The sequence below is a fragment of the Aeromicrobium sp. 50.2.37 genome, from assembly GCF_024655735.1.
Lineage (GTDB): Bacteria > Actinomycetota > Actinomycetes > Propionibacteriales > Nocardioidaceae > Aeromicrobium.
In genome coordinates this window covers 1-20,448 of sequence record NZ_JANLGG010000041.1, presented here as the reverse complement: position 1 = coordinate 20,448, position 20,448 = coordinate 1, and the positions used below count along the sequence as shown (strand labels likewise).

At 73.1% G+C, this 20,448-nt stretch carries 23 protein-coding genes, 1 tRNA gene and 1 pseudogene; 16 read left to right on the top strand and 9 right to left on the bottom strand.

The window, feature by feature from the left end:
- The 4 genes and pseudogenes from NUV38_RS17125 to rsgA form a co-directional block, all read left to right on the top strand.
- Positions 1 to 896 (top strand): annotated as a pseudogene (locus NUV38_RS17125) (hypothetical protein); the annotation flags it as partial.
- A gap of 86 nt (positions 897 to 982) precedes the next feature.
- Positions 983 to 1,468, top strand: a complete 486-nt coding sequence (locus tag NUV38_RS16235; RefSeq protein ID WP_257730113.1) for a DoxX family protein — start codon at positions 983 to 985, stop codon at positions 1,466 to 1,468.
- Between the two features lie 61 nt (positions 1,469 to 1,529).
- Positions 1,530 to 2,807 (top strand): 3-phosphoshikimate 1-carboxyvinyltransferase, encoded by a 1,278-nt coding sequence (gene aroA, locus NUV38_RS16230; protein WP_257730112.1) that lies wholly within the window; start codon positions 1,530 to 1,532, stop codon positions 2,805 to 2,807.
- Positions 2,804 to 3,856, top strand: coding sequence for a ribosome small subunit-dependent GTPase A (rsgA, locus tag NUV38_RS16225; RefSeq protein WP_257730111.1), 1,053 nt, complete (start codon positions 2,804 to 2,806; stop codon positions 3,854 to 3,856). Before aroA ends, rsgA begins: the two co-directional genes overlap by 4 nt.
- A 7-nt stretch (positions 3,857 to 3,863) precedes the next feature.
- On the opposite strand, the gene NUV38_RS16220 is transcribed toward rsgA, so the two are convergent.
- On the bottom strand, positions 3,864 to 4,190 hold the full coding sequence (locus NUV38_RS16220) for a hypothetical protein (protein ID WP_257730110.1): 327 nt from the start codon (positions 4,188 to 4,190) through the stop codon (positions 3,864 to 3,866).
- A gap of 114 nt (positions 4,191 to 4,304) precedes the next feature.
- On the opposite strand from NUV38_RS16220, the gene NUV38_RS16215 reads away from it, so the two are divergent.
- The 4 genes from NUV38_RS16215 (at position 4,305) to arfB (ending at position 7,300) form a co-directional block, all read left to right on the top strand.
- Positions 4,305 to 5,231, top strand: coding sequence for an inositol monophosphatase family protein (locus NUV38_RS16215; RefSeq protein WP_257730109.1), 927 nt, complete (start codon positions 4,305 to 4,307; stop codon positions 5,229 to 5,231).
- A gap of 401 nt (positions 5,232 to 5,632) precedes the next feature.
- The gene (locus tag NUV38_RS16210) at positions 5,633 to 6,064 is read left to right on the top strand and encodes a CBS domain-containing protein (protein WP_257730108.1); all 432 of its coding nucleotides are present in this window, start codon (positions 5,633 to 5,635) and stop codon (positions 6,062 to 6,064) included.
- 200 nt (positions 6,065 to 6,264) lie between these two features.
- On the top strand, positions 6,265 to 6,870 hold the full coding sequence (locus NUV38_RS16205) for a PadR family transcriptional regulator (RefSeq protein ID WP_257730107.1): 606 nt from the start codon (positions 6,265 to 6,267) through the stop codon (positions 6,868 to 6,870).
- Positions 6,863 to 7,300, top strand: coding sequence for an alternative ribosome rescue aminoacyl-tRNA hydrolase ArfB (gene arfB / locus NUV38_RS16200; RefSeq protein WP_257730106.1), 438 nt, complete (start codon positions 6,863 to 6,865; stop codon positions 7,298 to 7,300). Before NUV38_RS16205 ends, arfB begins: the two co-directional genes overlap by 8 nt.
- Before the next feature lie 23 nt (positions 7,301 to 7,323).
- Here the strand turns inward: arfB and NUV38_RS16195 are convergent, their stop codons facing one another.
- Both NUV38_RS16195 and NUV38_RS16190 read right to left on the bottom strand, forming a co-directional pair.
- Positions 7,324 to 7,593 carry a hypothetical protein gene (locus tag NUV38_RS16195; RefSeq protein WP_257730105.1) on the bottom strand — a complete coding sequence of 90 codons (270 nt, stop codon included), beginning with the start codon at positions 7,591 to 7,593 and terminating at the stop codon, positions 7,324 to 7,326.
- Between the two features lie 115 nt (positions 7,594 to 7,708).
- Positions 7,709 to 8,947, bottom strand: coding sequence for a Fic family protein (locus NUV38_RS16190; protein ID WP_308219707.1), 1,239 nt, complete (start codon positions 8,945 to 8,947; stop codon positions 7,709 to 7,711).
- A 157-nt stretch (positions 8,948 to 9,104) separates the two neighbouring features.
- On the opposite strand from NUV38_RS16190, the gene NUV38_RS16185 reads away from it, so the two are divergent.
- Both NUV38_RS16185 and NUV38_RS16180 read left to right on the top strand, forming a co-directional pair.
- Positions 9,105 to 9,404, top strand: coding sequence for a hypothetical protein (locus NUV38_RS16185; protein WP_257730103.1), 300 nt, complete (start codon positions 9,105 to 9,107; stop codon positions 9,402 to 9,404).
- 47 nt (positions 9,405 to 9,451) lie between these two features.
- A complete protein-coding gene (locus NUV38_RS16180; RefSeq protein ID WP_257730102.1) occupies positions 9,452 to 9,946 on the top strand; it encodes a DoxX family protein in 495 nt (164 codons plus the stop codon).
- Between the two features lie 29 nt (positions 9,947 to 9,975).
- Here NUV38_RS16180 and NUV38_RS16175 read toward each other — a convergent pair whose 3' ends face one another.
- Positions 9,976 to 10,980, bottom strand: coding sequence for a nitronate monooxygenase family protein (locus NUV38_RS16175; protein WP_257730101.1), 1,005 nt, complete (start codon positions 10,978 to 10,980; stop codon positions 9,976 to 9,978).
- 161 nt (positions 10,981 to 11,141) lie between these two features.
- Here NUV38_RS16175 and NUV38_RS16170 point away from each other — a divergent pair, with 161 nt between their 5' ends.
- Positions 11,142 to 11,537, top strand: coding sequence for a nuclear transport factor 2 family protein (locus tag NUV38_RS16170; protein WP_257730100.1), 396 nt, complete (start codon positions 11,142 to 11,144; stop codon positions 11,535 to 11,537).
- Between the two features lie 53 nt (positions 11,538 to 11,590).
- Here the strand turns inward: NUV38_RS16170 and NUV38_RS16165 are convergent, their stop codons facing one another.
- Positions 11,591 to 13,822 (bottom strand): MMPL family transporter, encoded by a 2,232-nt coding sequence (locus NUV38_RS16165; protein ID WP_257730099.1) that lies wholly within the window; start codon positions 13,820 to 13,822, stop codon positions 11,591 to 11,593.
- 110 nt (positions 13,823 to 13,932) lie between these two features.
- Here NUV38_RS16165 and NUV38_RS16160 point away from each other — a divergent pair, with 110 nt between their 5' ends.
- From NUV38_RS16160 to NUV38_RS16145, 4 genes are read left to right on the top strand one after another with little or no spacing between them, the layout of a single operon-like run.
- Complete coding sequence (locus NUV38_RS16160; RefSeq protein ID WP_257730098.1) at positions 13,933 to 14,532, top strand: TetR/AcrR family transcriptional regulator; 600 nt, start codon at positions 13,933 to 13,935, stop codon at positions 14,530 to 14,532.
- A 22-nt stretch (positions 14,533 to 14,554) separates the two neighbouring features.
- Positions 14,555 to 15,493 carry a hypothetical protein gene (locus tag NUV38_RS16155; protein WP_257730097.1) on the top strand — a complete coding sequence of 313 codons (939 nt, stop codon included), beginning with the start codon at positions 14,555 to 14,557 and terminating at the stop codon, positions 15,491 to 15,493.
- Positions 15,490 to 15,774 carry a DUF2470 domain-containing protein gene (locus NUV38_RS16150; RefSeq protein ID WP_257730096.1) on the top strand — a complete coding sequence of 95 codons (285 nt, stop codon included), beginning with the start codon at positions 15,490 to 15,492 and terminating at the stop codon, positions 15,772 to 15,774. Before NUV38_RS16155 ends, NUV38_RS16150 begins: the two co-directional genes overlap by 4 nt.
- A 24-nt stretch (positions 15,775 to 15,798) precedes the next feature.
- On the top strand, positions 15,799 to 17,334 hold the full coding sequence (locus tag NUV38_RS16145) for an acyl-CoA carboxylase subunit beta (RefSeq protein WP_257730095.1): 1,536 nt from the start codon (positions 15,799 to 15,801) through the stop codon (positions 17,332 to 17,334).
- Between the two features lie 94 nt (positions 17,335 to 17,428).
- Here the strand turns inward: NUV38_RS16145 and NUV38_RS16140 are convergent, their stop codons facing one another.
- From NUV38_RS16140 to NUV38_RS16125, 4 genes are all read right to left on the bottom strand, one after another.
- Positions 17,429 to 18,670 (bottom strand): RtcB family protein, encoded by a 1,242-nt coding sequence (locus NUV38_RS16140; RefSeq protein ID WP_257730093.1) that lies wholly within the window; start codon positions 18,668 to 18,670, stop codon positions 17,429 to 17,431.
- Between the two features lie 56 nt (positions 18,671 to 18,726).
- Positions 18,727 to 18,803, bottom strand: a tRNA-Arg gene (locus tag NUV38_RS16135).
- Positions 18,804 to 18,841: 38 nt separating this feature from the next.
- Positions 18,842 to 19,216, bottom strand: coding sequence for a WhiB family transcriptional regulator (locus tag NUV38_RS16130; protein WP_257730092.1), 375 nt, complete (start codon positions 19,214 to 19,216; stop codon positions 18,842 to 18,844).
- A 148-nt stretch (positions 19,217 to 19,364) separates the two neighbouring features.
- Positions 19,365 to 19,505, bottom strand: a complete 141-nt coding sequence (locus NUV38_RS16125; RefSeq protein WP_257730091.1) for a hypothetical protein — start codon at positions 19,503 to 19,505, stop codon at positions 19,365 to 19,367.
- A gap of 179 nt (positions 19,506 to 19,684) precedes the next feature.
- Here NUV38_RS16125 and NUV38_RS16120 point away from each other — a divergent pair.
- A partial coding sequence (locus NUV38_RS16120) for a histidine phosphatase family protein (protein WP_257730090.1) occupies positions 19,685 to 20,448 on the top strand: 764 nt, incomplete at its 3' end.

The following is a 20,448-nucleotide window of genomic DNA, read 5'->3' as shown; positions in this document are numbered from 1 at the left end:
GCACGGCGGCCGGGGGGTCGCTCGCCGTCGGCACCACCGCGGCCGGCGGTGGGTTCGCCGCCGCGAGCGGCTATGCCGGGGCGACGATGCTGACGTCGGCGATCGTCTCGCAGGTCGCCCGGGTGGCGCTCGTGCCGGCCCAGGCCGCAGCCGCGACGGCCGTCAGCGCCGGGACGCCCGCGGTGGTCGCGACGACCGTGGTCACCGGGGCCCTGACGACCGGCGTGGTCGTCGGCGGGACCGACCTGCTCACCTCGGCGCCGCCCGCGGTGGTCGCCTCCCCGGGCCCGTCGAGCCCCCTGGTGCCGGAGTCGTCCGCGGCACCCACCGTCGAGCCGACGCCCACCGCCGCCACGGAGCCCACCGCGGAGCCCACACCCACCACGGACCCCACCGCGGAGACGCCGGTCGAGACGACACCCCCCGCACCGACCCCGGCCCCCGAGGACACCTCCGCCGCCCCCGACCCGTCCGCCCCCGCGCAGCCGGTCGTCACGCCCACCCCGCCGCCGGTCACGCCCACCGACTTCGCCCTCGGCGACGCCACGATCACGAACGACTCCACGCTCCTGCAGCGCCGCGTGGTCGTCCCGATCGCCGCCGACGGTGGCAGCAACCCGGTGGCGCGCACCGTGACCATGACGGTGTCGTTCGACCGGACCGTGAAGTTCCGCGGGATCCCCGGCGACGGCTGGGTCTGCGACGCCACGCGCAACCAGCCGCTGCGCTCGCTCCGGTGCAGCGCCACGCTGCCCGCCGGACAGGGTGGCTCGTTCCCCCTCAAGGTGATCGGCACCCGTCCCGCCGCGACCGTCACGATCGCCGCGCCCGACGATCCCCGCTCCGAGAACGACACGACGTCCTTCCGGTCGAAGGGATGGCTCCTGCCGATCTGATCGATCGGTCCGACGCCGCGGCCACGCGCTCGAACCGGCTCATGCTCTGACGTTGTGGAACTCGCCGACGTTGGCATGATGGGCCCATGACCGTCCTGCGCACCATCGCCCGTCCCCTGCTCGCGTCGATGTTCGTGTACGGAGGTGTCAACGCGCTGCGCAACGCCCCCGCCATGGGCCCGAAGGCCGAGCCCGTGGCCGACGCGCTCGGCAAGGCCGCGCCGCAGCTCGCGACGTCACCCACGAACCTGGTGCGGGTCAACGGCGCCGTCCACGTGGTCGCGGGCACCGCGCTGGCCACGGGACGCTTCCCCCGGTTGTCGGCGTTCGTGCTGGCCGCCACCCTGGCACCCACCACGGCCGTGGGGCACCCCTTCTGGAACGAGTCGGACCCGGGGTCCCGCCAGAACCAGACGGTGCACTTCCTGAAGAACCTGTCGCTCATCGGCGGACTGCTCATGAGCACGCTCGACCCCGACCCGCACAAGAAGTTCATCGGGACCCGGGCCAAGAACCGGGTCGTCGACGCGAAGGGTGTCGTCGTCGAGCGCATCGACGACCTGCGCCCCTGAGCGCGAGACGTCCTGCCCGAGACGTCCGGTCCAGCACGCCGGTTCACTACAGTGGGGCGTGATGAACGCCCCGCTGCCCTGGCTCGCCCCCACTCGCGAGAGTCCTGTCGACGCGCAGGTGCTCGTCCCCGGCTCCAAGTCCCTCACCAACCGCGCGCTCGTGCTGGCCGCGCTGGCCGACGGGCCCTCGGTGATCACCCGTCCACTCGGGTCGCGCGACACGCAGCTGATGGCGACGGCCCTCGGTGCCCTCGGCGCCGAGATCGAGAAGGACGGCATGACGTGGCACGTCACGCCGATCGACCGCACCCGCACCGGTGCGACGGCCGTCGACTGCGGCCTGGCCGGGACGGTCATGCGGTTCGTCCCGCCGATCGCGGCCCTCGGCTCGTCCGAGGTCACGTTCGACGGTGACCCGCACGCGCGGCGCCGTCCGATGGGCCAGACCATCGCCACGTTGCGCGACCTGGGCGTCCGGGTGGACGACGGCGACCGCGGCTCGCTGCCCTTCGTCGTCCACGGCACCGGCGCCGTGGCCGGTGGGCCCCTCGTGGTCGACGCGTCGGCCTCGAGCCAGTTCGTCTCCGCCCTGCTGCTGGCCGCGCCCGTCTTCAGCCAGGGGCTCGACCTGCGGCACCGGGGCGCGGCCCTGCCCTCGCTCCCCCACGTGGAGATGACCGTCACCGAGCTGCGCCGACGCGGTGTCGAGATCGACGACTCCTCCCCCGACCGATGGGTCGTGAGCCCCGGCCCGGTGCGTGCGCTCGACGTCGAGATCGAGCCCGACCTCTCGAACGCCGGGGTCTTCGTGGCGGCGGCGGTCGCCACCGGCGGCTCCATGCGGGTCCGCGGCTGGCCCGAGCACACCCAGCAGGCCGGCGACGCGTGGCGCGAGCTGGTCGTGGCCTTCGGCGGCACGGCCGAGCGCGACGGCGCCGACATGGTCTTCCGCGGTGGTCCCTCGATCCGGGGGGTCGACCTCGACCTGCACGACGTCGGCGAGCTCACCCCCGTGGTGGCGGCGCTCGCCGCCCTCGCCGACGGCCCGTCGCGACTGCGCGGGGTCGCGCACCTGCGCGGGCACGAGACGGACCGGCTCGCCGCGCTGGCCACGGAGCTCAACCGGCTCGGCGGCGACGTGACGGAGACCGACGACGGGCTCGAGATCCGTCCGCGCCCCCTCCACGGCGAGATCTTCGAGACCTACGACGACCACCGCATGGCGCACGCCGCCGTGGTCCTGGCCCTCAAGGTCCCGGAGCTGTTCGTGGAGAACGTCTCGACGACCGTGAAGACCTACCCCAACTTCGCGCCGGTGTGGGAGCGCCTGGTCGCGTGAGGCAGGACGACGAGCACGCCGCGTTCGAACGACCGCGTCGCCGCACGCGCCCTCGGACCAAGGACCGACCCAACTACGACGACGCCCCCCTGGCCCGCGTGGTCACGATCGATCGTGGCCGCTTCACGCTGCGCCTGCTCGACCCCGACCTCCCGCCGACCACCGGTCTGGTCACCGCCATGAAGTCACGGCCGATCGGGCGCCAGGGCGTGGTGGTCGGCGACGAGGTCAAGGTCGTCGGCGACGTGAGCGGCGCCGACGGGACGCTGGCCCGCATCGTCGAGGTGCTGCCCCGCCGCACCGTGCTGCGCCGCACCGCCGACGACGACGACCCCATCGAGCGGGTCGTGGTGGCCAACGCCGACCAGCTCGTGGTGGTCACGGCGCTGGCGGACCCGACCCCGCGTCCCGGCCTCATCGACCGCTGCCTGGTGGCGGCGTTCGAGGCCGGCATGGAGCCGCTCGTCTGCCTCACCAAGTCCGACCTCGGGTCGCCCGACGAGATGCTGGCGCTCCTGGACCCCCTCGACGTCCGCACGGTCGTCACGCGGCGCAGCGGCACGGGCCCGGGCGACGACGAGCGGGGCGACGGCATGGAGAGCCTCGACGAGCTGCGCGAGGCCCTGGCCGGCCGCGTGAGCGTGTTCATCGGTCACAGCGGGGTGGGCAAGTCGACCCTGGTCAACGCCCTCGTCCCCGGGACCGGCCGCATCACCAGCCACGTCAACGAGGTCACCGGCCGCGGCCGTCACACGTCGACGTCGGCGCTGGCCATCGAGCTGGAGCCCACCGGCGACGGCGACGGCGGCTGGATCATCGACACCCCCGGCTTCCGCTCCTTCGGTCTCGCGCACGTGCAGGTCGACGACGTGCTGCGCGCGTTCCCCGACCTCGACGACGCGACCCGCGACTGTCCCCGCGGCTGCACGCACGCGGCCACGGAGCCCGAGTGCGCCCTCGACCTGGCGGTGGCCGCCGGGACGCTGCCCACGGCGCGGGTCGAGTCCTTTCGCCGCATCGTCGCGGCGAAGGACACCACGCCCTGGTGAACCAGGCTCAGAAGCTGCCCAGCCAGAGCGCGAGGACGACCCCGACGGTGGCGGCCACGAGCTCCAGCACGGCGACGCGACGCAACCATCGGCGTCCACCGGAGAGCGCCAGGACCAGGGCGGGGAAGCCCCACGAGATCGCCGCACCGGCCAGCATGAGCAACGCTCCCTGGCTCTGCTCCTCAGAGCTCGGTGTCTCCCCGAACAGGCTCAGTCCGGTGACGAAGCCGAAGAAGCCGAGCCACGGTCCGAGCGGCCACAGGAGCAGCAGGACGACGGAGACGGCGAGGCCGGCGGGACCGGGCGACGCGGCCCGGGACGTCGAGGGGTCCATCGGGCCACCGTACGTGCCGCACGCCCGCACGACACCTCGCCGCGCGCGGGCGCGACGTGCGGCAGCACCCCCTGCCTCCCCCACCCCGACGAACCGCGCCGTTACCCTGCGACCATGACGCACTCCTGGAACGACGACGTGCGGCTGGCGCACGTGCTGGCCGACTCCGCCGACAACCTGTCGATGGACCGGTTCGGCGCGATCGACCTCGAGGTGTCGACGAAGCCGGACATGAGCTACGTGACCGAGTCCGACCAGGCGGTCGAGGAGACCATCCGTCGCATGCTGAAGTCCTCGCGCACCCGTGACGTGGTGCTCGGCGAGGAGCAGGGCGAGCAGCTGGGCTCGACCGGGTCCCAGGAGCGCCGGTGGATCATCGACCCGATCGACGGCACGTCGAACTTCGTGCGCGGGGTCCCGGTGTGGGCCACCCTCATCGCCCTGGAGGAGGACGGCGAGATCGTGGTGGGTCTCGTCTCGGCGCCGGCACTGGGCCGACGCTGGTGGGCCTCGAAGGGCGCCGGCGCCTACACCGGCAAGTCGTTCATGCACGCCCGCGAGATCCGCTGCTCGCAGGTCTCCGACCTGTCGTCGGCGTCGCTGTCGTTCAGCTCGGCGCCCTCGTGGGAGGACATCGGCAAGGGTGAGGCGTTCTGGGCGCTCGCGCGCCGGTGCTGGCGGACCCGCGGCTACGGCGACTTCTGGTCGCACATGCTGGTCGCGGAGGGTGCCGTCGACATCGCGGCCGAGCCCGAGCTGAAGCTGTGGGACATGGCCGCCCTCGACGTCATCGTGCGGGAGGCCGGTGGGCGGTTCACGTCGCTGGACGGCTCCGATGGCCCGTGGGGCGCGAACGCGATCTCGACGAACGGCCGCCTGCACGACGCCGCCATGGCCTACCTCGGCCACTTCCCCGACGCCGACAACGCCGAGCTCGACCCCGCCGAGGACGACGACGCCGAGGACACCGGCGGCAGCGGTGCCGGTACCGTGCGCCGCCTGGACTTCTCGCGTCCCTGGGGCTCGCCGGACGCGCCCTGACCCTGGGCGGTTCTCCGCTGCGGATGGGTCTCGTCCTGCGGCTGCGTTCGCTTGGTGGGTCTTCGCCTGCGGCTGCGCCTCCTCGGCTGGGTCTGGGCTCGGTCTCCGAAAGGGCCTCGACCGACAGGCGGGTCCATGCTCGGCCGAGCCCCGGTGCTGCGGGCTGGTGCTGGGGCGTCAGAGGTAGGTGACGCACCGAATGAAGACGCCAGAGGTAGGTGACGCACCGTATGAGGCGGTTGTTCGGTGCGAGGCCTACCTCCCACCCACCCGGCCCGGTCGAGGCCTTTCGTTGCGCAGGCCCGGCCGCCCTTCTGCGGCGCGGTCCCGGCGCACGCCGTCGAGGTGGCGGCCAGGACTGTGACCCGCGTTACACTGGGGTGGAGTCTCCAGGAGGCACCATGCGAGTCAGCGACGTCCTGTCCTCCAAGGGCAGCGCCACCGTCCACACGATCGCGCCCGAGGCCACGGTCTCGGACCTGCTCGAGGCGTTCGCGACGCACGACGTCGGCGCCTTGGTGGTGAGCGAGGACGGCTCCACGATGGTGGGGATCGTCTCCGAGCGCGACGTGGTGCGCAAGCTGCGCCACGTGTCCGACGCACGATCGGCGACCGTGGCGTCGATCATGACCACCGACGTGCTGGTGTGCTCGCCCGAGGACTCGTTCGGCTCCCTCATGGCCACCATGACCGAGCATCGCGTGCGCCACGTGCCGGTGGTGGTCGACGACCGACTGGCGGGCGTCCTGAGCATCGGCGACGCCGTGAAGCACCGGATGGAACAGCTGGAGTTCGAGCGCGACCAGCTGAGCTCGTACGTCGCGGGCGGCTGACCCACCCCCTGCCGTCGCGCCGTCGCCGAGCCTCCGGGCCCGGACCCGTCGTCATGCCCCCGCCGTGACGGATCGTGCCGTGCCCGGGTCCCGGTGGATGCACGACGGTTGACGTCGATACGTCACCGATATATCGTTGACCTATCACCAACCGATCGGCCCGTGATCCGGCGTCGATCGATCGAGCGAGGAGGCAACCCATGAGGAGCCACGATCACCACCACAGCCCCGACCGCCGCCGCGAGGATCCGCGGGATCGACGTCGGGGACGCCGCGGGCCCGGACCCGACTGGAGCCTGGGCGGCCCGCCACCCTTCGGTGCCGACCCGTTCACGGACGGTCCCGGACGCCGTGGCCGACGTCAGCGGGGCGGCGACGTCCGCGCCGCCGTGCTGCTGCTCCTGGACGAGCAGCCGCGTCACGGCTACGACCTCATCACCGAGATCGGCACCAGGAGCGACGGGAGCTGGACGCCCAGCCCCGGTTCCATCTACCCGGTGCTCCAGCAGCTGGAGGACGAGGGTCTCGTCGAGATCGAGAAGGTCGACGGTCGCAAGACCGCGAGCCTGACCGAGACCGGACGAGCCCACGTCGAGGAGCACCGCGCACGGCTCGGCACTCCCTGGGAGGTCCGAGGAGGACGCCCGCAGGCGGCGCGCGAGCTGCGCGAGTCGCTCGGCAGCTTCATGGCCGCGTGGCAGCAGGTCGTCCGCACGGGCGACGCCGCACAGCACCAGAGGACGATCGCGGTCGTCGACGACGCCCGCAAGGCGCTCTACCGTGTCCTCGCCGACGACGATGCCTGAGCACGCCCCAGGCCGTCACGACCGGTTCCGGGTTCCCGACGACGAGCTGAGCTGGAGGTTCAGCCGTTCGTCGGGACCCGGTGGTCAGCACGTCAACACCAGCGACACCCGCGTCGAGGTCAGCTGGGACCTCGCCTCCAGCCCGGCGCTCTCGGCCACCCAGCGCGCCCAGGCGCTCGAGCGGCTGCGCACGCGCCTCGTCGACGGAACGCTGACGATCGCCTCGTCGCAGTACCGCTCGCAGCACCGCAACCGCGAGGCTGCTCGCGTACGGCTGGAGCAGGTGGTGGCCGCCGCGATCGTGCCTCCGCGGCCCCGCCGCGCCACGCGGCCGACCCGCGGCTCGCAGCAACGCCGCATCGAGGCGAAGAAGCGCCGCGGCGACGTCAAGCGCTCACGCCGACGCCCCGGTGCCGGCGACACCGGCTGACGGGACGCCCGCCGCCGCGACCGTCAGGCCGGCATCTCCGCCTCGGCGGGCGGCTCGTCGTCACCGGCCCCCGGCGGGCTCTGCGTGTCGTCGGTCTCCGGCTCCTGCTCGTCACGCGGAGGGTCGGCCCCCTCCACGTCCGCCACGCCGTCGGGCTGCTCGACCTGGGGCGCCGTCGGCACGTCCGGCGCCAGCGATCCGCCCGAGGGCTCCGGGACGTCGGGACCGGGCGGGTCGTTCGGTACTCCGGGGTCGTCGGCGTCGACCTCACGGCCTGGCTGGTGCTCGCTCATGCGTACCTCCGTCGTCGGGTCGTGCGTCCGGATGCGCCACGGACCCGGCCGTCGAGGCCGGGCGGCACCCGTCCGTCCATCCTGACCGCTCCGCGCGCCGCACGCGACCGGAGGCTCAGCGGTCGCGCAGGCGGCTGACGGCCACGATCCGGTCGTTGAGGTCGGTGAGCTCGTCGAGGATGTCCCGCGCCGACCACACCCGGTCCGCCCCGCGGCCCGAGACGCGGTCCGACACCCCTCTGCCCGCAGGCACCAGGACGTCGGCGGCACGCAGCACGTCCACGGCGGCGGTGGTCTCCTCGAGGTCGAGGTCCAGCCGCTCGGCCAGCTCGGTCACCGTGACCGTCGGGAACTCCGGCAACGAGACGAGGATCCGGTGCACGGGCGAGCCGCGGCGCACCGGACCGAGCCGCTGGTCCCAGTCCTGGCGGATCTCGTGGAGCGCGGTCGCCGTGCGCCGACTCTCGTGGGTCGCCACGATCACGGCACCGGTGAGCATCGCGATGATCGGTCGCGCCCGCCCCTCGCGGTAGTCGCCGAGGGCGTCAAAGTACTTCTCGCGGTGGGCGACGAGAGCCGACGCGATCGGCACGGTGAGGTGGGTCGTGACGCGCCGGCGGCGCAGCACCGCGTGGATCAGGGTGCGACCGATGCGGCCGTTGCCGTCCACGAACGGGTGGATCGACTCGAACTGGGCGTGCGCGACGGCGGCCTGCACGAGCACGGGGACGTCGTCACGGTTGGCGAAGGCGAACAGGTCGTCCAGCAGCTCCGGCACGAGAGCAGGGGGTGGAGGCACGTAGAGCGCGTTGCGCGGCGTGTAGTCGCTCCCACCGATCCAGTTCTGCACCGTGCGGAACCGACCGGCGTTGTGCTGCTGGTCGATGCTGCGCCGGAACAGGACCGCGTGGGCGTCCCGCATCGACCGCTGCCCCAGCACGCCACTCACCTCGGCCTGCGTGATGATGCCGGTGAGGGCGTCGGTGGCAGCCGCCATCGACACGGCGGAGGCGCTGGAGCGTGCACCGAGCACGGCCTTGCCGTAGTCGGCCAGGCTGGCCTCGATGTTCTCGATCTTGGAGGACGCGACCGACTCGGTGCGCAGCAGCAGCCGGTTGAGCGCCCTCAGGCGACGCCCGTGGCTCCCGTCGAGCTGGCGCAGGCCCGCCAGGGCGTTGGCCATCGACGAGGCGAGCGGCCGGTCCGCGTCGTAGTCCGCCCGGGCGATCCGCGGCGGCTCGCGCACCTCAATCTCGCGCAGGACGCGGTCCGCCCGTGGCCCCCGCTCGACCCGTTGGCGCCACGGCACCACCACCCGTGCATGGGGCTCCCAGTCCGGCTCGGCCTCGTCCACACCCCCAGTCTCCCAAGGGCGCCTCCCGCCCGGGTCCATCGGGTCGACGACGCCACACCACCCACAGGTCCTGAACTTGTTCATCTCGACATGCGCGTGAACAAGTTCTGTCCTACTTTGGGAGTCCTTCCCCGATCAGCCCCAGGAGCACACGACCATGTCGAGCGCGGACGCCCTCACCGCCACCGTCACCTTCCACCTCGTCCGGGACGCCGCCGCCCTGCGCGCCGTCGTCGAGGCGATCGGCGCACTCGAGCGACCCGGCCTGCGCGCGCTCGGCAGCACGACGGGCCACGGCCACGTGGTCGCGATCGAGTCCGACAACGTGGCGGACGCCATCCGTGGTCGCGGCATCGTGAGGCTCGTCGATCCCCGGTCTCGCCGGCTCGACCACGCCCAGCCCGAGGTCCTGGACGGGCGCGGCACCGCGCCCGTCGCTGCCGGCCTGGCCGGCTGACCTCCCTGGCTCACCGGGCGAGTCCCGCGGGAGGCATCATCGGGGCCATGGACCTCGACGTCGCCTCCGCCCTGCTCCGTGCCACGCTCGGCGTCGTCTTCGTCGCGCACGGCTGGAACCACGGCTTCGGCCCCGGCGGGCTGGACGGCACCGCCGGCTGGTTCGACAGCATCGGCCTGCGTCCGCCGCGCCTGCAGGCCGCCGTGTCGAGCTACCTGGAGATCGCCGTCGGGCTCGCCCTGCTCGTCGGCCTGGCCACCCCCTTCGCGGCGGCCGCCGGCGTCGGGATCATGACGACGGCATTCGTCACGGTGCACCGCCGGAACGGCTTCTTCATCATCAAGGAGGGGTACGAGTACGTGCTGGTCGTCGCCGTGGCGCTCACGGCGCTCGCCACGCTCGGGCCGGGCCGATGGTCGGTCGACCACGCCATCGGCACCGCCGCCGACGGCTGGCCGATCGGGCTGGCCGTCCTCGGCGTGGGGATCGCCGGCAGCGCCGCGATGCTCGCGGTGTGCTGGCGACCGCCCACCACCGACTGAGGGCGGGTCGGGTGCCGGGTCGAGCCGGATCAGGCAGGCGTGAGGCTGAGCTCGCGCCGGCCGTCCCACACCGGGGCCGCCAGCGCCTCGTCGTACTCGGCCCGCAGCTGCTCCACGAGCGCGGACACCGACTGCCGCCGACCGATGGCACCGATGCCCTGGCCCGAGCCCCAGATGTCGCGCCACGCCTTGGCCTTGGGCTGGCTGTCGTCGCCCCCGGTCCCGAAGTCCATCGCCGACGGGTCGGACTCCGGGAGCGCGTCGGGGTCGAGTCCCGCGGCGACGATGCTCCCGCGCAGGTAGTTGCCGTGCACCCCGGTGAAGAGGTTGCTGTAGACGATGTCGGCCGCCGAGGACCCCACGATCATGTCCTTGTACTCCTGGGCCGCGTTCGCCTCGTCGGTGGACAGGAACGCGCTGCCCACGTAGGCGAGGTCGGCGCCGGCGACCTGGGCCGCCAGGATCGAGCGTCCGTGGGCGATCGCGCCGGACAGCAGCACCGGTCCGTCGAACCACTGCCGGATCTCGCGCACGAGGGCGAAGGGCGACTGCGTCCCGGCGTGACCACCGGCTCCCGCGGCCACCGCGATGAGGCCGTCGGCCCCCTTCTCGATCGCCTTGTGCGCGAAGCGGTCGTTGATGACGTCGTGCAGCACGATCCCGCCGTAGGAGTGGATCGCCTCGTTGACGTCCTCACGAGCGCCGAGCGAGGTGATGACGATCGGCACCTGGTGGTCCACGCACAGCTGCAGGTCGTGGTCGAGCCGGTCGTTGGACCGGTGCACGATCTGGTTCACGGCGAACGGAGCGACCGGTCGGTCGGGGTGCGCGGCCGCGAACGCGTCGTTCTGCTCGTTGATCTGGCTGAGCCAGTCGGTCAGCAGCGACGTCGGGCGCGCGTTGAGCGCGGGGAACGAGCCGATCACGCCGGAGGTGCACTGGGCGACCACCATCTCCGGGCCCGACACGATGAACATCGGGGAGGCCACGACAGGAAGGGCCAGGGGTCGGCGCAGGATCTCGGGCAGGGCCACGGCGGGTCTCCTCGTTTCGTCCGGAGCGAGGGTCGATCGGGCGATCGTCTCGCGTACTATGCAACTCATTGCATAGCCTGGCCTCAGCCTAGCGCGGCTCCCGACCCTCGTCATGCCGGGGTGAGGCAGACCACAACGGCACCTCGACCACAGGAGGAACCATGACCGATCCCCGTCCCGCCCCGGTCCGGGCCTGGCACGACATCGTTCGCACCCAGGACCTGGGCCGGCTCGACGCCCTGCTCGCCGACGACGTGGTGTTCCGCTCCCCCGCCGTGCACACGCCCCAGGAGGGCAAGGCGCTCACCACCGCCTACCTGACCGCGGCGCTCGCCGTCCTCGGCCCGGGCCTGTCCTACCACCGCGAGCTCGTCGGCGAGGACTCCGCGATGCTGGAGTTCACCACCGTGGTCGGCGGCAAGCAGGTGCACGGCATCGACCTGATGCGCTGGGGCGTGGACGGGCGGCTCGTGGAGTTCACCGTCATGGTGCGCCCCCTGCAGGGCCTCACCGCCCTCGTAGAGGCGATGGGCGAGGCCCTGCAGCGTCGTTCCTGAGTGCGGGCCCACCCGCGGCGAACCCTCCTCGCGACGGCCCTCCTCGCGACGACTCAGCCGCGTGCCGGCTCCTGCTCGGCCCGCAGCCGAGCCGTGAGGCCCTCCCCCTCGATGTCGAGGTTCGGCAGGCTGCGGTCCAACCAGCGCGGGAGCCACCACATCCGCCGACCGACGATCGACATGAGGGCCGGCACCAGCAGCATCCGCACCAGGAACGCGTCCGCGAGGACCCCGATGGCGAGCGCGAAGCCGATGGTCTTGATGATCGGGTCCGCCCCACCGACGAAGCCGGCGAAGACGCCGATCATGATCAGGGCCGCCGCCGTCACCACGCGAGCACTGTGCTGGAAGCCGACCACGACCGCCTCGCGCGCCTCGCGTCCGTGCACGTACTCCTCGCGCATCCGGGAGACGAGGAAGACCTCGTAGTCCATCGCCAGGCCGAACAGGATGCCCGTCAGCAGCAGCGGCAGGATGAACACGACGGGCGCCTCGGTGTCCAGGCCGATCAGGCCCTGGAGCCAGCCCCACTGGAACACCGCGACGGTCACGCCGAGCGAGATGCCCACCGATGCGAGGAAGCCCACCGTGGCCTTGAGCGGCACGAGCAGGGACCGGAACACCAGCACCAGCAGCAGGAACGCGAGACCGACCACCACCAGCAGGTAGGTGGGGAACGCGTCGGCGAGGGTGTCGGAGATGTCGACACCGGCCGCGGTCTGGCCCGTCACGTAGGCCTTCGCACCGGAGTCGCCCAGGTCGGAGAGCCTCTCGCGCAGGTCGGTCACCAGGTCCTTGGTGGCCTGGTCGGAGGGCCCGCTCTCGGGGACCACCGTGATCACGGCGAACTTGAGCTGCTTCAGCATGCCCTGGTACCGCGCCACGGCCTCGGGGTCGTTCGGGTCCGTGAGCGGCGGCACCACGGCGGCGACGTCCTTGTCCACCGAGCCGACGGCCGCCAGTGCCGTGTCGACGGCGCTGGCCGGGTCGGACGCCCACTGCGTGTCGACGACGACCGTGAGCGGCCCGTTCGCGCCGGCACCGAAGCTCTCGGAGATCCGGTCGTAGGCCTGGCGCGCCTCGCTGCTGCGCGGCTTCGTGCCGTCGTCGGGCAGGGCCAGCTGCATCGAGGCGACCGGCACCGAGAGCACGACGGCCGCGGCGAGGCCGAGCACGAGGGCCGGCCAGCGGAAGCGGGTCACGAGCTCGACCCAGCGGCGGCCGTTGGTGCGGACGCCGTCGCTCTCGGTGTCGCGCTGCTTCAGGCCGGGGATCCGCCCGGAGGTGACCCGACGTCCCGCGAACGAGAGCAGGGCCGGGAGGAGGGTCAGGGCGATGAGCACCGCGAGGGCCACCGTCACGGCAGCCGCCAGGCCCATCTGCGTGAGGAAGGAGATCCCGGTGAGGGACAGACCGGTCAGCGCGATCACGACCGTGAGGCCGGCGAAGACCACCGCGGAGCCGGCGGTCCCGGTGGCGACCGCGGCCGCCTCCTCGTGGCTGCGACCGGTCTGCACCTCGTGCTTGAACCGCGACATGATGAACAGCGCGTAGTCGATCCCGACGGCCAGGCCGAGCATGCTGGCCAGCGCCGGGGTGACGGAGGACAGCTCGACGAAGCCGGACAGCGTCGTCACGCCCAGGAGACCGATCCCCACGCCGACGATCGCGGTGAGCAGCGGCATGCCGGCGGCGACGAGCGAGCCGAAGGTGATGAGCAGGACGACGAACGCGATCACGATGCCGACCGCCTCGGCGAGGTGCCCTCCGCTGGTGGTCACGCCGGTCGCGTCGCCACCCACCACGGTCGAGTACCCGTCGCCCTCCAGCGACGCGGCGGCCTTCTGCAGTGCGCCGCGGTCGGCGTCGGTGAGCTCACCGGCCTGGCGGTCGTAGGTCACCGTCGCGTACGCGGTACGGCCGTCCTGGGAGACCGTCCCCGACGCATAGGGCTCGGCGACCGTGGCGACGTGGTCGGTCTGGGCGACCTCGAGCGCGGAGGCGAACGCCTGCTTGGCGTCCGCGTCGGTCATCGATCCGCCCGAGGGAGCCTGCGCCACGATCCGGGCGATCGCGCCGTCGGTCGAGGCGTCGGGGCTGCGGTCCTTGATCAGCTCGAACGCACGGCTGGACTCGGTGTTGGGCAGCTCGAAGGAGTTCGACGTCGGCCCCGACAGCGTGAGGGCCCCCACGCCGCCGAGCGCGAGCAGCGTGACCCACACGCCGATCACGCGGAACCGTCGCCGGAAGCTCCACCGTCCGAGTCGGTACAGGTGCCAGGCCATGCGCGATGCTCCTCGTCCTCGGGCCGTCGCCCGGTCGTCCCCCGGCAGACCCGGGACTGGAAGTTACTTTCATCTTCGCACAGACTCCCTGGTCGCGGTATCGTCGCCCCATGGGTCTGCGCGAGACGAATGCCACACGGACGCGTCAGCTGCTCGCCGAGACCGCCATGACGCTGTTCCTCGACCGCGGGTACGACGCCACCACGATGGAGGACGTCGCGCACGCCGCCGACGTCGGCATCTCGACCGTCTACCGGTACTTCCCGAAGAAGGAGGACCTCGCGACGGCCTTCCTGGGCGACGCCGGCCTCATGGCCGAGTCCCTCCGAGGCCGTCCCGACGACGAGGATCCCGAGCTGTCGCTCGGGCACGCGCTCGTCGCGTTCCTCGAGCACGTCGAGCGCGCCAGCCCACACCTGGGCCGGTTCAACGAGGTCGCCGAGGCCAACCCGCGGGTCCGCGGTCGGTTGATGGACTGGTTCACCGAGGCGCACCAGCTCCTCTGCGAGTCGGTGGCCGCCCGCCGCGGCCTCGCGCCGGACGACCTCGGCGTGGGCGCCACCACCTGGATGGCGATCTTCGTGCTGATGAGGACCAGCGAGCGTCCCCCGTCGGGTCGGTCCGGCAGCCAGGTCGCCCGCGACGTCATGCGGACGCTGGCAGCGGCACCTCTGCGGGTGCCGCGAGCGCCCGACGACCACGCCGGATGACCGGTTTGGCACGATCGGGACGGTGACCACATCCTCGCCCGGTGCGCACCCGGACGCGCACCGTGAGAGCCACGACCACGATGCGGCCGTCCTGCTGATCGAGCACTGCGCCCGGTCGGCGCACGGACGCAGCACAGATCCCGCGGTGGTGGCGAGCGTCGTGGGCGTCGAGCGGGTGTCCCTGCTCGTCGGGTCCCGCGACACGCAGACGCTGCGCGACGCCGTGACGGACGGCCTGGCGGGGCCGCGCGACTCCGACCTCGGCGCACTCCTGCTCCAGCTGCGGCAGTCGGTCGCCCTGGCGCTCTCCAGGCCCGGCCCCCACTGGAAGGCGGACGCGACGGTGCTCAACCCCGCCACGGGGGGCCACCACGTCGCCACCGACCTCGACGTGCTCCGCACCGCGACCAGGGCCGCGTCACTGTCCTACGGGGCCGTTCCCTACTACGGGGACCGCTACGGACGTCGCGGTGCGCAGTTCGCGGTCTCGGACTCCGGCTGGATCGCCCACCTGACGGAGGCGCCTCCCGAGACCGCGGCGCACCAGGTGACCTGGCTCAGCGACATGCTGACCCACCGCGGGATGCCGACGTGGCTCATGGAGCGCCACCTCGCCACGATGGTCGACCAGCTCGGCGCGGCGGGGCACGCGGTCGGCGCCCTCCCCCACGCGCTCGCCGTCCTCGAGGCCCGTCGACGTGCCGCGGTGGACGACGACCTGCTGGAGCAGGCGGAGACCTGGGTCCGGGAGACCGTGGCCGCACCGCCGACGGCGCCCACCGGGCGACTGGTCGCGGCGGCGGTGGCCGACGTGCGATCCGAGGTGGCCCGCAGCTCCGCTCCCCTGATGGACTGGCTGACCCACGAGGACCGCACGGACACGGCCGACGCCTCCGCCCTGCGCCTCGTCCACGACCGGGTCGCGGCTGCTGCCGGGCCGAGGACAGGAGGACACCCATGACCGCCTTCGGACCCGAGGTCGTGGCAGCGGTGCTCGAGCACATGAACGCCGACCACCGCGACGACAGCCTCACCATTGTGCAGGGCCACGCGGTCCGGCGCGCGACGTCGGCGACCATGACCGGGCTCGACGCCGACGGCGGCGACTGGAGTGCGGTGGTCGACGGCGTGCCCGTACCGGTGAGGATCCGCTGGACCGAGCGCGCGGTCGAGCGCGCGGACCTGCGACGCGAGATCGTGCGTCTGCACGACGCGGCGCGCGAGCGGCTCGACGCCGGCTGAGCCGAGGTGGGGCAGGATCGGGCCGTGGACATCCGACCCGAGCTGCTGGAGCTGCTGGCCCGACGCGCCCTCACCGAGGACGCGGCACGACCCGAGGCCGTGGAGCGGCTGCACGCGCGCGGCGGCCGCACGGCCCGCGAGAACGTCGCCGCCCTCGTCGACCCCGGCAGCTTCGTCGAGTACGGCCGCTTCGTCACGGCGGCGCAGAGCGACCGCCGCAGCGACGACGACCTGCTCGACCGCACCGTCGCCGACGGGATCGTGGGCGGTCTCGCGACCGTCGACGGCCGGTCCTGCGCCGTGCTGTCCTACGACTACCTCGTGATGGCCGGCACCCAGGGGATGCGCGGCCACGCCAAGACAGACCGGCTCCTCGACGTCGTCGCCCGGCTCGGCCTGCCGACGGTCTTCTTCGCCTCGGGCGGCGGGGGTCGACCGGGCGACACCGACATCCCGCTGGTCTCCGCGCTCGACGTGACCACCTTCGCCGCGTGGGCCAGGTTGTCGGGGCGGGTCCCTCGCGTCGCCGTGGTCGACGACAACTGCTTCGCCGGCAACGCCGTGGTCGCGGGCTGTGCCGACCTGGTGGTCGCCACGTCCCGCGCCTCGTTGGGGATGGGCGGTCCCGCGATGATCTCCGGCGGCGGCCTCGGCGAGGTGGCCGCGGCCGACGTCGGCCCCCTCGACGTGATGACGGCGAACGGGGTGGTCGACGTCGTGGCCGACGACGACGAGGCCGCCGAGGTCGCCCGCGACCTGCTGGGCTACTTCCTGGGCCCGCGCGAGGACTGGTCCGCCGCGGACCAGACCCCGCTGCGGGACGCGGTGCCCGAGGGCGAGCGACGTGCCTACGAGCTGGCGCCGATCCTCGAGACGATCTTCGACGACGACAGCGTCCTGCCGCTGCGGCCGGGCTTCGCCCCCGAGCTGTGCACGGCGCTGGCCCGCCTGGAGGGACGCACGGTCGGCGTCCTGGCCAACGACACCCGGCACGTCGCCGGGGCCGTCACCGCCGACGCCGGCGACAAGGCGGCCCGCTTCCTCCAGCTGTGCGACGCGCACGGGTTCCCGGTCGTCTCGTTCGTCGACACCCCCGGGATGATGGTCGGCCCCGAGGCCGAGCGCACCGGTCTGGTGCGCCACACGTCGCGGCTCCTGGTGGCCGGGGCGTCGCTGCAGGTGCCGATGATCGGCGTGGTCCTGCGCCGGGCCTACGGCCTCGGCGCGCAGGCCATGCTCGGCGGAGGACTGCACGAGCCGCTCATGACCGTGGCCTGGCCCGGCGCCCACCTCGGTGCCATGGGGCTCGAGGGAGCCGTGCGGCTGTCGATGCGCAAGGAGCTCGAGGCCATCGAGGACGAGGCGGAGCGTGAGCGCACCGTGCGCGAGCTGACCGCGCTGGCGCAGGCCCACTCCGGCGCCCTGAACGTCGCACGGCACGCCGAGCTGGACGACGTGATCGACCCCGCCGAGACGCGGGGGTTGCTGGTGCGGCTGGTCGACGCGGCCGCGCGCGACGGACGCCTCGTGGGATCGGGACGCACCGTCGACACCTGGTGACGTCGGTCGTCGTGGCGGGTTCGGTCCGTGACCCCGGGGCCGACCGGTCCGATGCCGGCCGGCCCCCTGCGCTCGCGTCCGCCGGCGGCGTGGCTCAGCCCTTCACGCACAGCAGCGTGGTGAGCCGCGCCTCGACCGACACGAGGTCGGTCTGCGCCGCGATGACGGACTCGAGGTCCTTGTAGGCCGCGGGGATCTCGTCGAGCACCCCTGCGTCCTTGCGACACTCCACCCCCGACGTCTGGCGGGCCAGGTCGTCGATGGTGAAGGTCTTGCGGGCCCGGGTGCGCGACATCGTGCGTCCCGCCCCGTGCGAGGCCGAGCAGTAGCTGCGCTCGTCACCGAGCCCCCGCACCACGTACGACCCCGTCCCCATCGACCCGGGGATGAGCCCCAGGTCGCCGCGGCCCGCCCGGATCGCTCCCTTGCGGGTGACGACCAGGTCCACGTCGTCGTACCGCTCCTGCGCCACGTAGTTGTGGTGGCAGGAGATCTCGCGGTCGTACCCGACCTCGCGGCCGGCGCGGCCGAACCAGGTCGAGACGACCTCGCGGACGAGCGCCATCATGACCGCGCGGTTGCGGGCGGCGTAGTCCTGCGCCCAGTACAGGTCGCGCAGGTACGCGTCCATCTGCGGGCTCCCGGCGAGGAACACCGCGAGGTCGCGGTCGGGCAGGTCCAGGTTGTGGTCCAGACCCTTCGCGGCCGCGATGTGGCGCTCCGCGAGCTCCTTGCCGATGTTGCGCGAGCCCGAGTGCAGCATGAGCCAGACGCGTCCGGTGTCGTCGGACGTCACCTCGATGAAGTGGTTGCCGCCACCGAGGGTGCCCATCTGCTTCATGGCCTTGGTCTCGCGGTCCTGCACGGCATCGTGCAGCCCGCGGAACCCGGCCCAGAAGCCGTCCCACGCCGCCGTGGCACCACCGAGCCCCAGGCGGTCGACGTCGGGGGCGACGTCGTGCCCGTGGAACCCGACCGGCACCGCACGCTCGATCGCGTGGCGGAGCGACCGGAGGTCCTCGGGGAGGTCCTCGGTGGTCAGGTCGGTGCGCACGGCGGTCATGCCGCAGCCGATGTCGACGCCGACGGCCGCCGGCGACACCGCGTCACGCATCGCGACGACGGAGCCGACCGTGGCGCCCTTGCCGAGGTGGACGTCGGGCATCACGCGCAGCCCGTGCACCCACGGCAGACGGGAGATGGTGCGCAGCTGCTCGAGCGCTGCGGGCTCGACGTCCTGCGGGTCGGCCCACATGAGGGTGTCGGCGACGGCGCCGGGGAGCGTCGTCGGGAACCCGGAGGCGTCGGCTCCGGGGGTGGTCGTCGTGGTGGTCATGGTGGTTCGCCTCCTTCGGCGGTGGTGGTGGGGTGCTGACGTCCTGCTGGTGGTGCTGGTCTCCCCGGGACGACTCGAACGTCCGACGTCCCGGCTCGCGACCGGGCCCTCTGTCCAGCTGAGGTACGGGGAGGTGGCAGGCCGCGGCCCGACGACGTGGTGCAGACGTCGTCAGGCCGCGGCCGTCTTCCTGGGCCTTCCCCTGGTGGGGACCGCGTCCAGGGGGGTTCCCTCGGCGAGGAGGACACCACCCCACACGCCGCTCTCGGCACGCGCCGTCCCGAGGCCCAGGCAGGTGTCCCTGAGCGCGCACGGCGCGCAGACCGCCTGCGCCGCGGCGAGCCGGGCGTCGTCGGTCGGGAAGAAGAGGTCGGGGTCCTCGTCCTCGCACGCCCACCCCGTGACCCCGTGGCGGGGCGTGGGGTGCGCGAAGGCCGCCACCACGCCGTGCGTGGTCAGGACCGCCGTCGCCGCGGACTCGGTGCGCAGCGGCACGGTCCTGGCCCGTGTCCTGCGGTTCTGCCCCGTCGTGTGCAGGGTGGTCATGTGCTGCCACCTCCTCGGTGGTCTCGGGTGTCGTGCGACGGATGGGATGGGTCGGGGTGCGGGGACGACGTGGCCCGGACATGCAGAAGGGCCGCCCCGGCGAGTCCTTGCGACTCGTGGAGCGGCCCGGTGACGGGTGCGGGTGCACCTACGTCGGGGGTCGCTCCTGGAGCAGCTCGTCGTTCTCGGGTCGCTGGATGGACGGCATGGCCTTCACCACGACGGCAGCACCGAGCACGCGGACGGCCGAGGGGCCGAACGAGCCGTGGCTGCTGCGGTACGTGGTCATGGAGGGTCCTGGTGCGAGGTGGTCGGTGCGACGCCCGGGTGAGCGTGCAGGACCACGGTAGAGGTCGGCGTGCCCGGCCGCCAAACGATTAACGCCCCCGACCGACGACACCGTCCGGCAACACCGTCCGACGACCGGTCCGTCGGGCCGGGTCGCGCCCCCGCCCCTACGCTCGAGGCATGGCCACTCTCGTCCTCGTCCGGCACGGTCGCACCACCGCCAACGCCTCGGGGGTGCTCGCCGGCCGCACGCCCGGTGTGCACCTCGACGACACGGGCCGCGAGCAGGTGGCCCGCACGGCCGAGCGACTCGCCGTCGTCCCGCTCGCGTCCGTCGTCTCCAGCCCCATGGAGCGGTGCCGCGAGACGAGCGCGGCGATCCTGGAGCGCCAGGCCTCGGCGCCGGCCACGCCCGTCGAGGACGGCATCAGCGAGTGCGACTACGGCGACTGGCAGGGCCGGCCGCTGAAGGACCTGGCCACGGAGCCGCTCTGGAAGGTCGTGCAGTCGCACCCGTCCGCCGCCGTGTTCCCCGGCGGCGAGTCGCTGCCGGCCATGCAGGCCCGCGCCGTGGAGGCCGTGCGACGCATCGACGCCGAGGTGGAGGCCGAGCACGGGCCGTCGGCCGTGTGGGCGGCCGTGAGCCATGGCGACCTCATCAAGGCGCTCCTGGCCGACGCGCTGGGCATGCACCTGGACCTGTTCCAGCGCATCCAGGTGGACCCCGCCTCGATCTCGATCGTCCGGTACACGGCCGCACGCCCGTACGTGCTGGCGCAGAACACGCACGCGGGCGACCTGACGTGGCTCGTCCCGAAGGAGGAGGACGCCTCGACCGACGCGATGCCCGGCGGGGGTGCCGGGCCCGGGGCGGCCGAAGGCAGCACCGGCGGGGGCGCCGGGCCCGGGACCGACCAGCACAGCGCGGCCGAAGGCAGCACCGG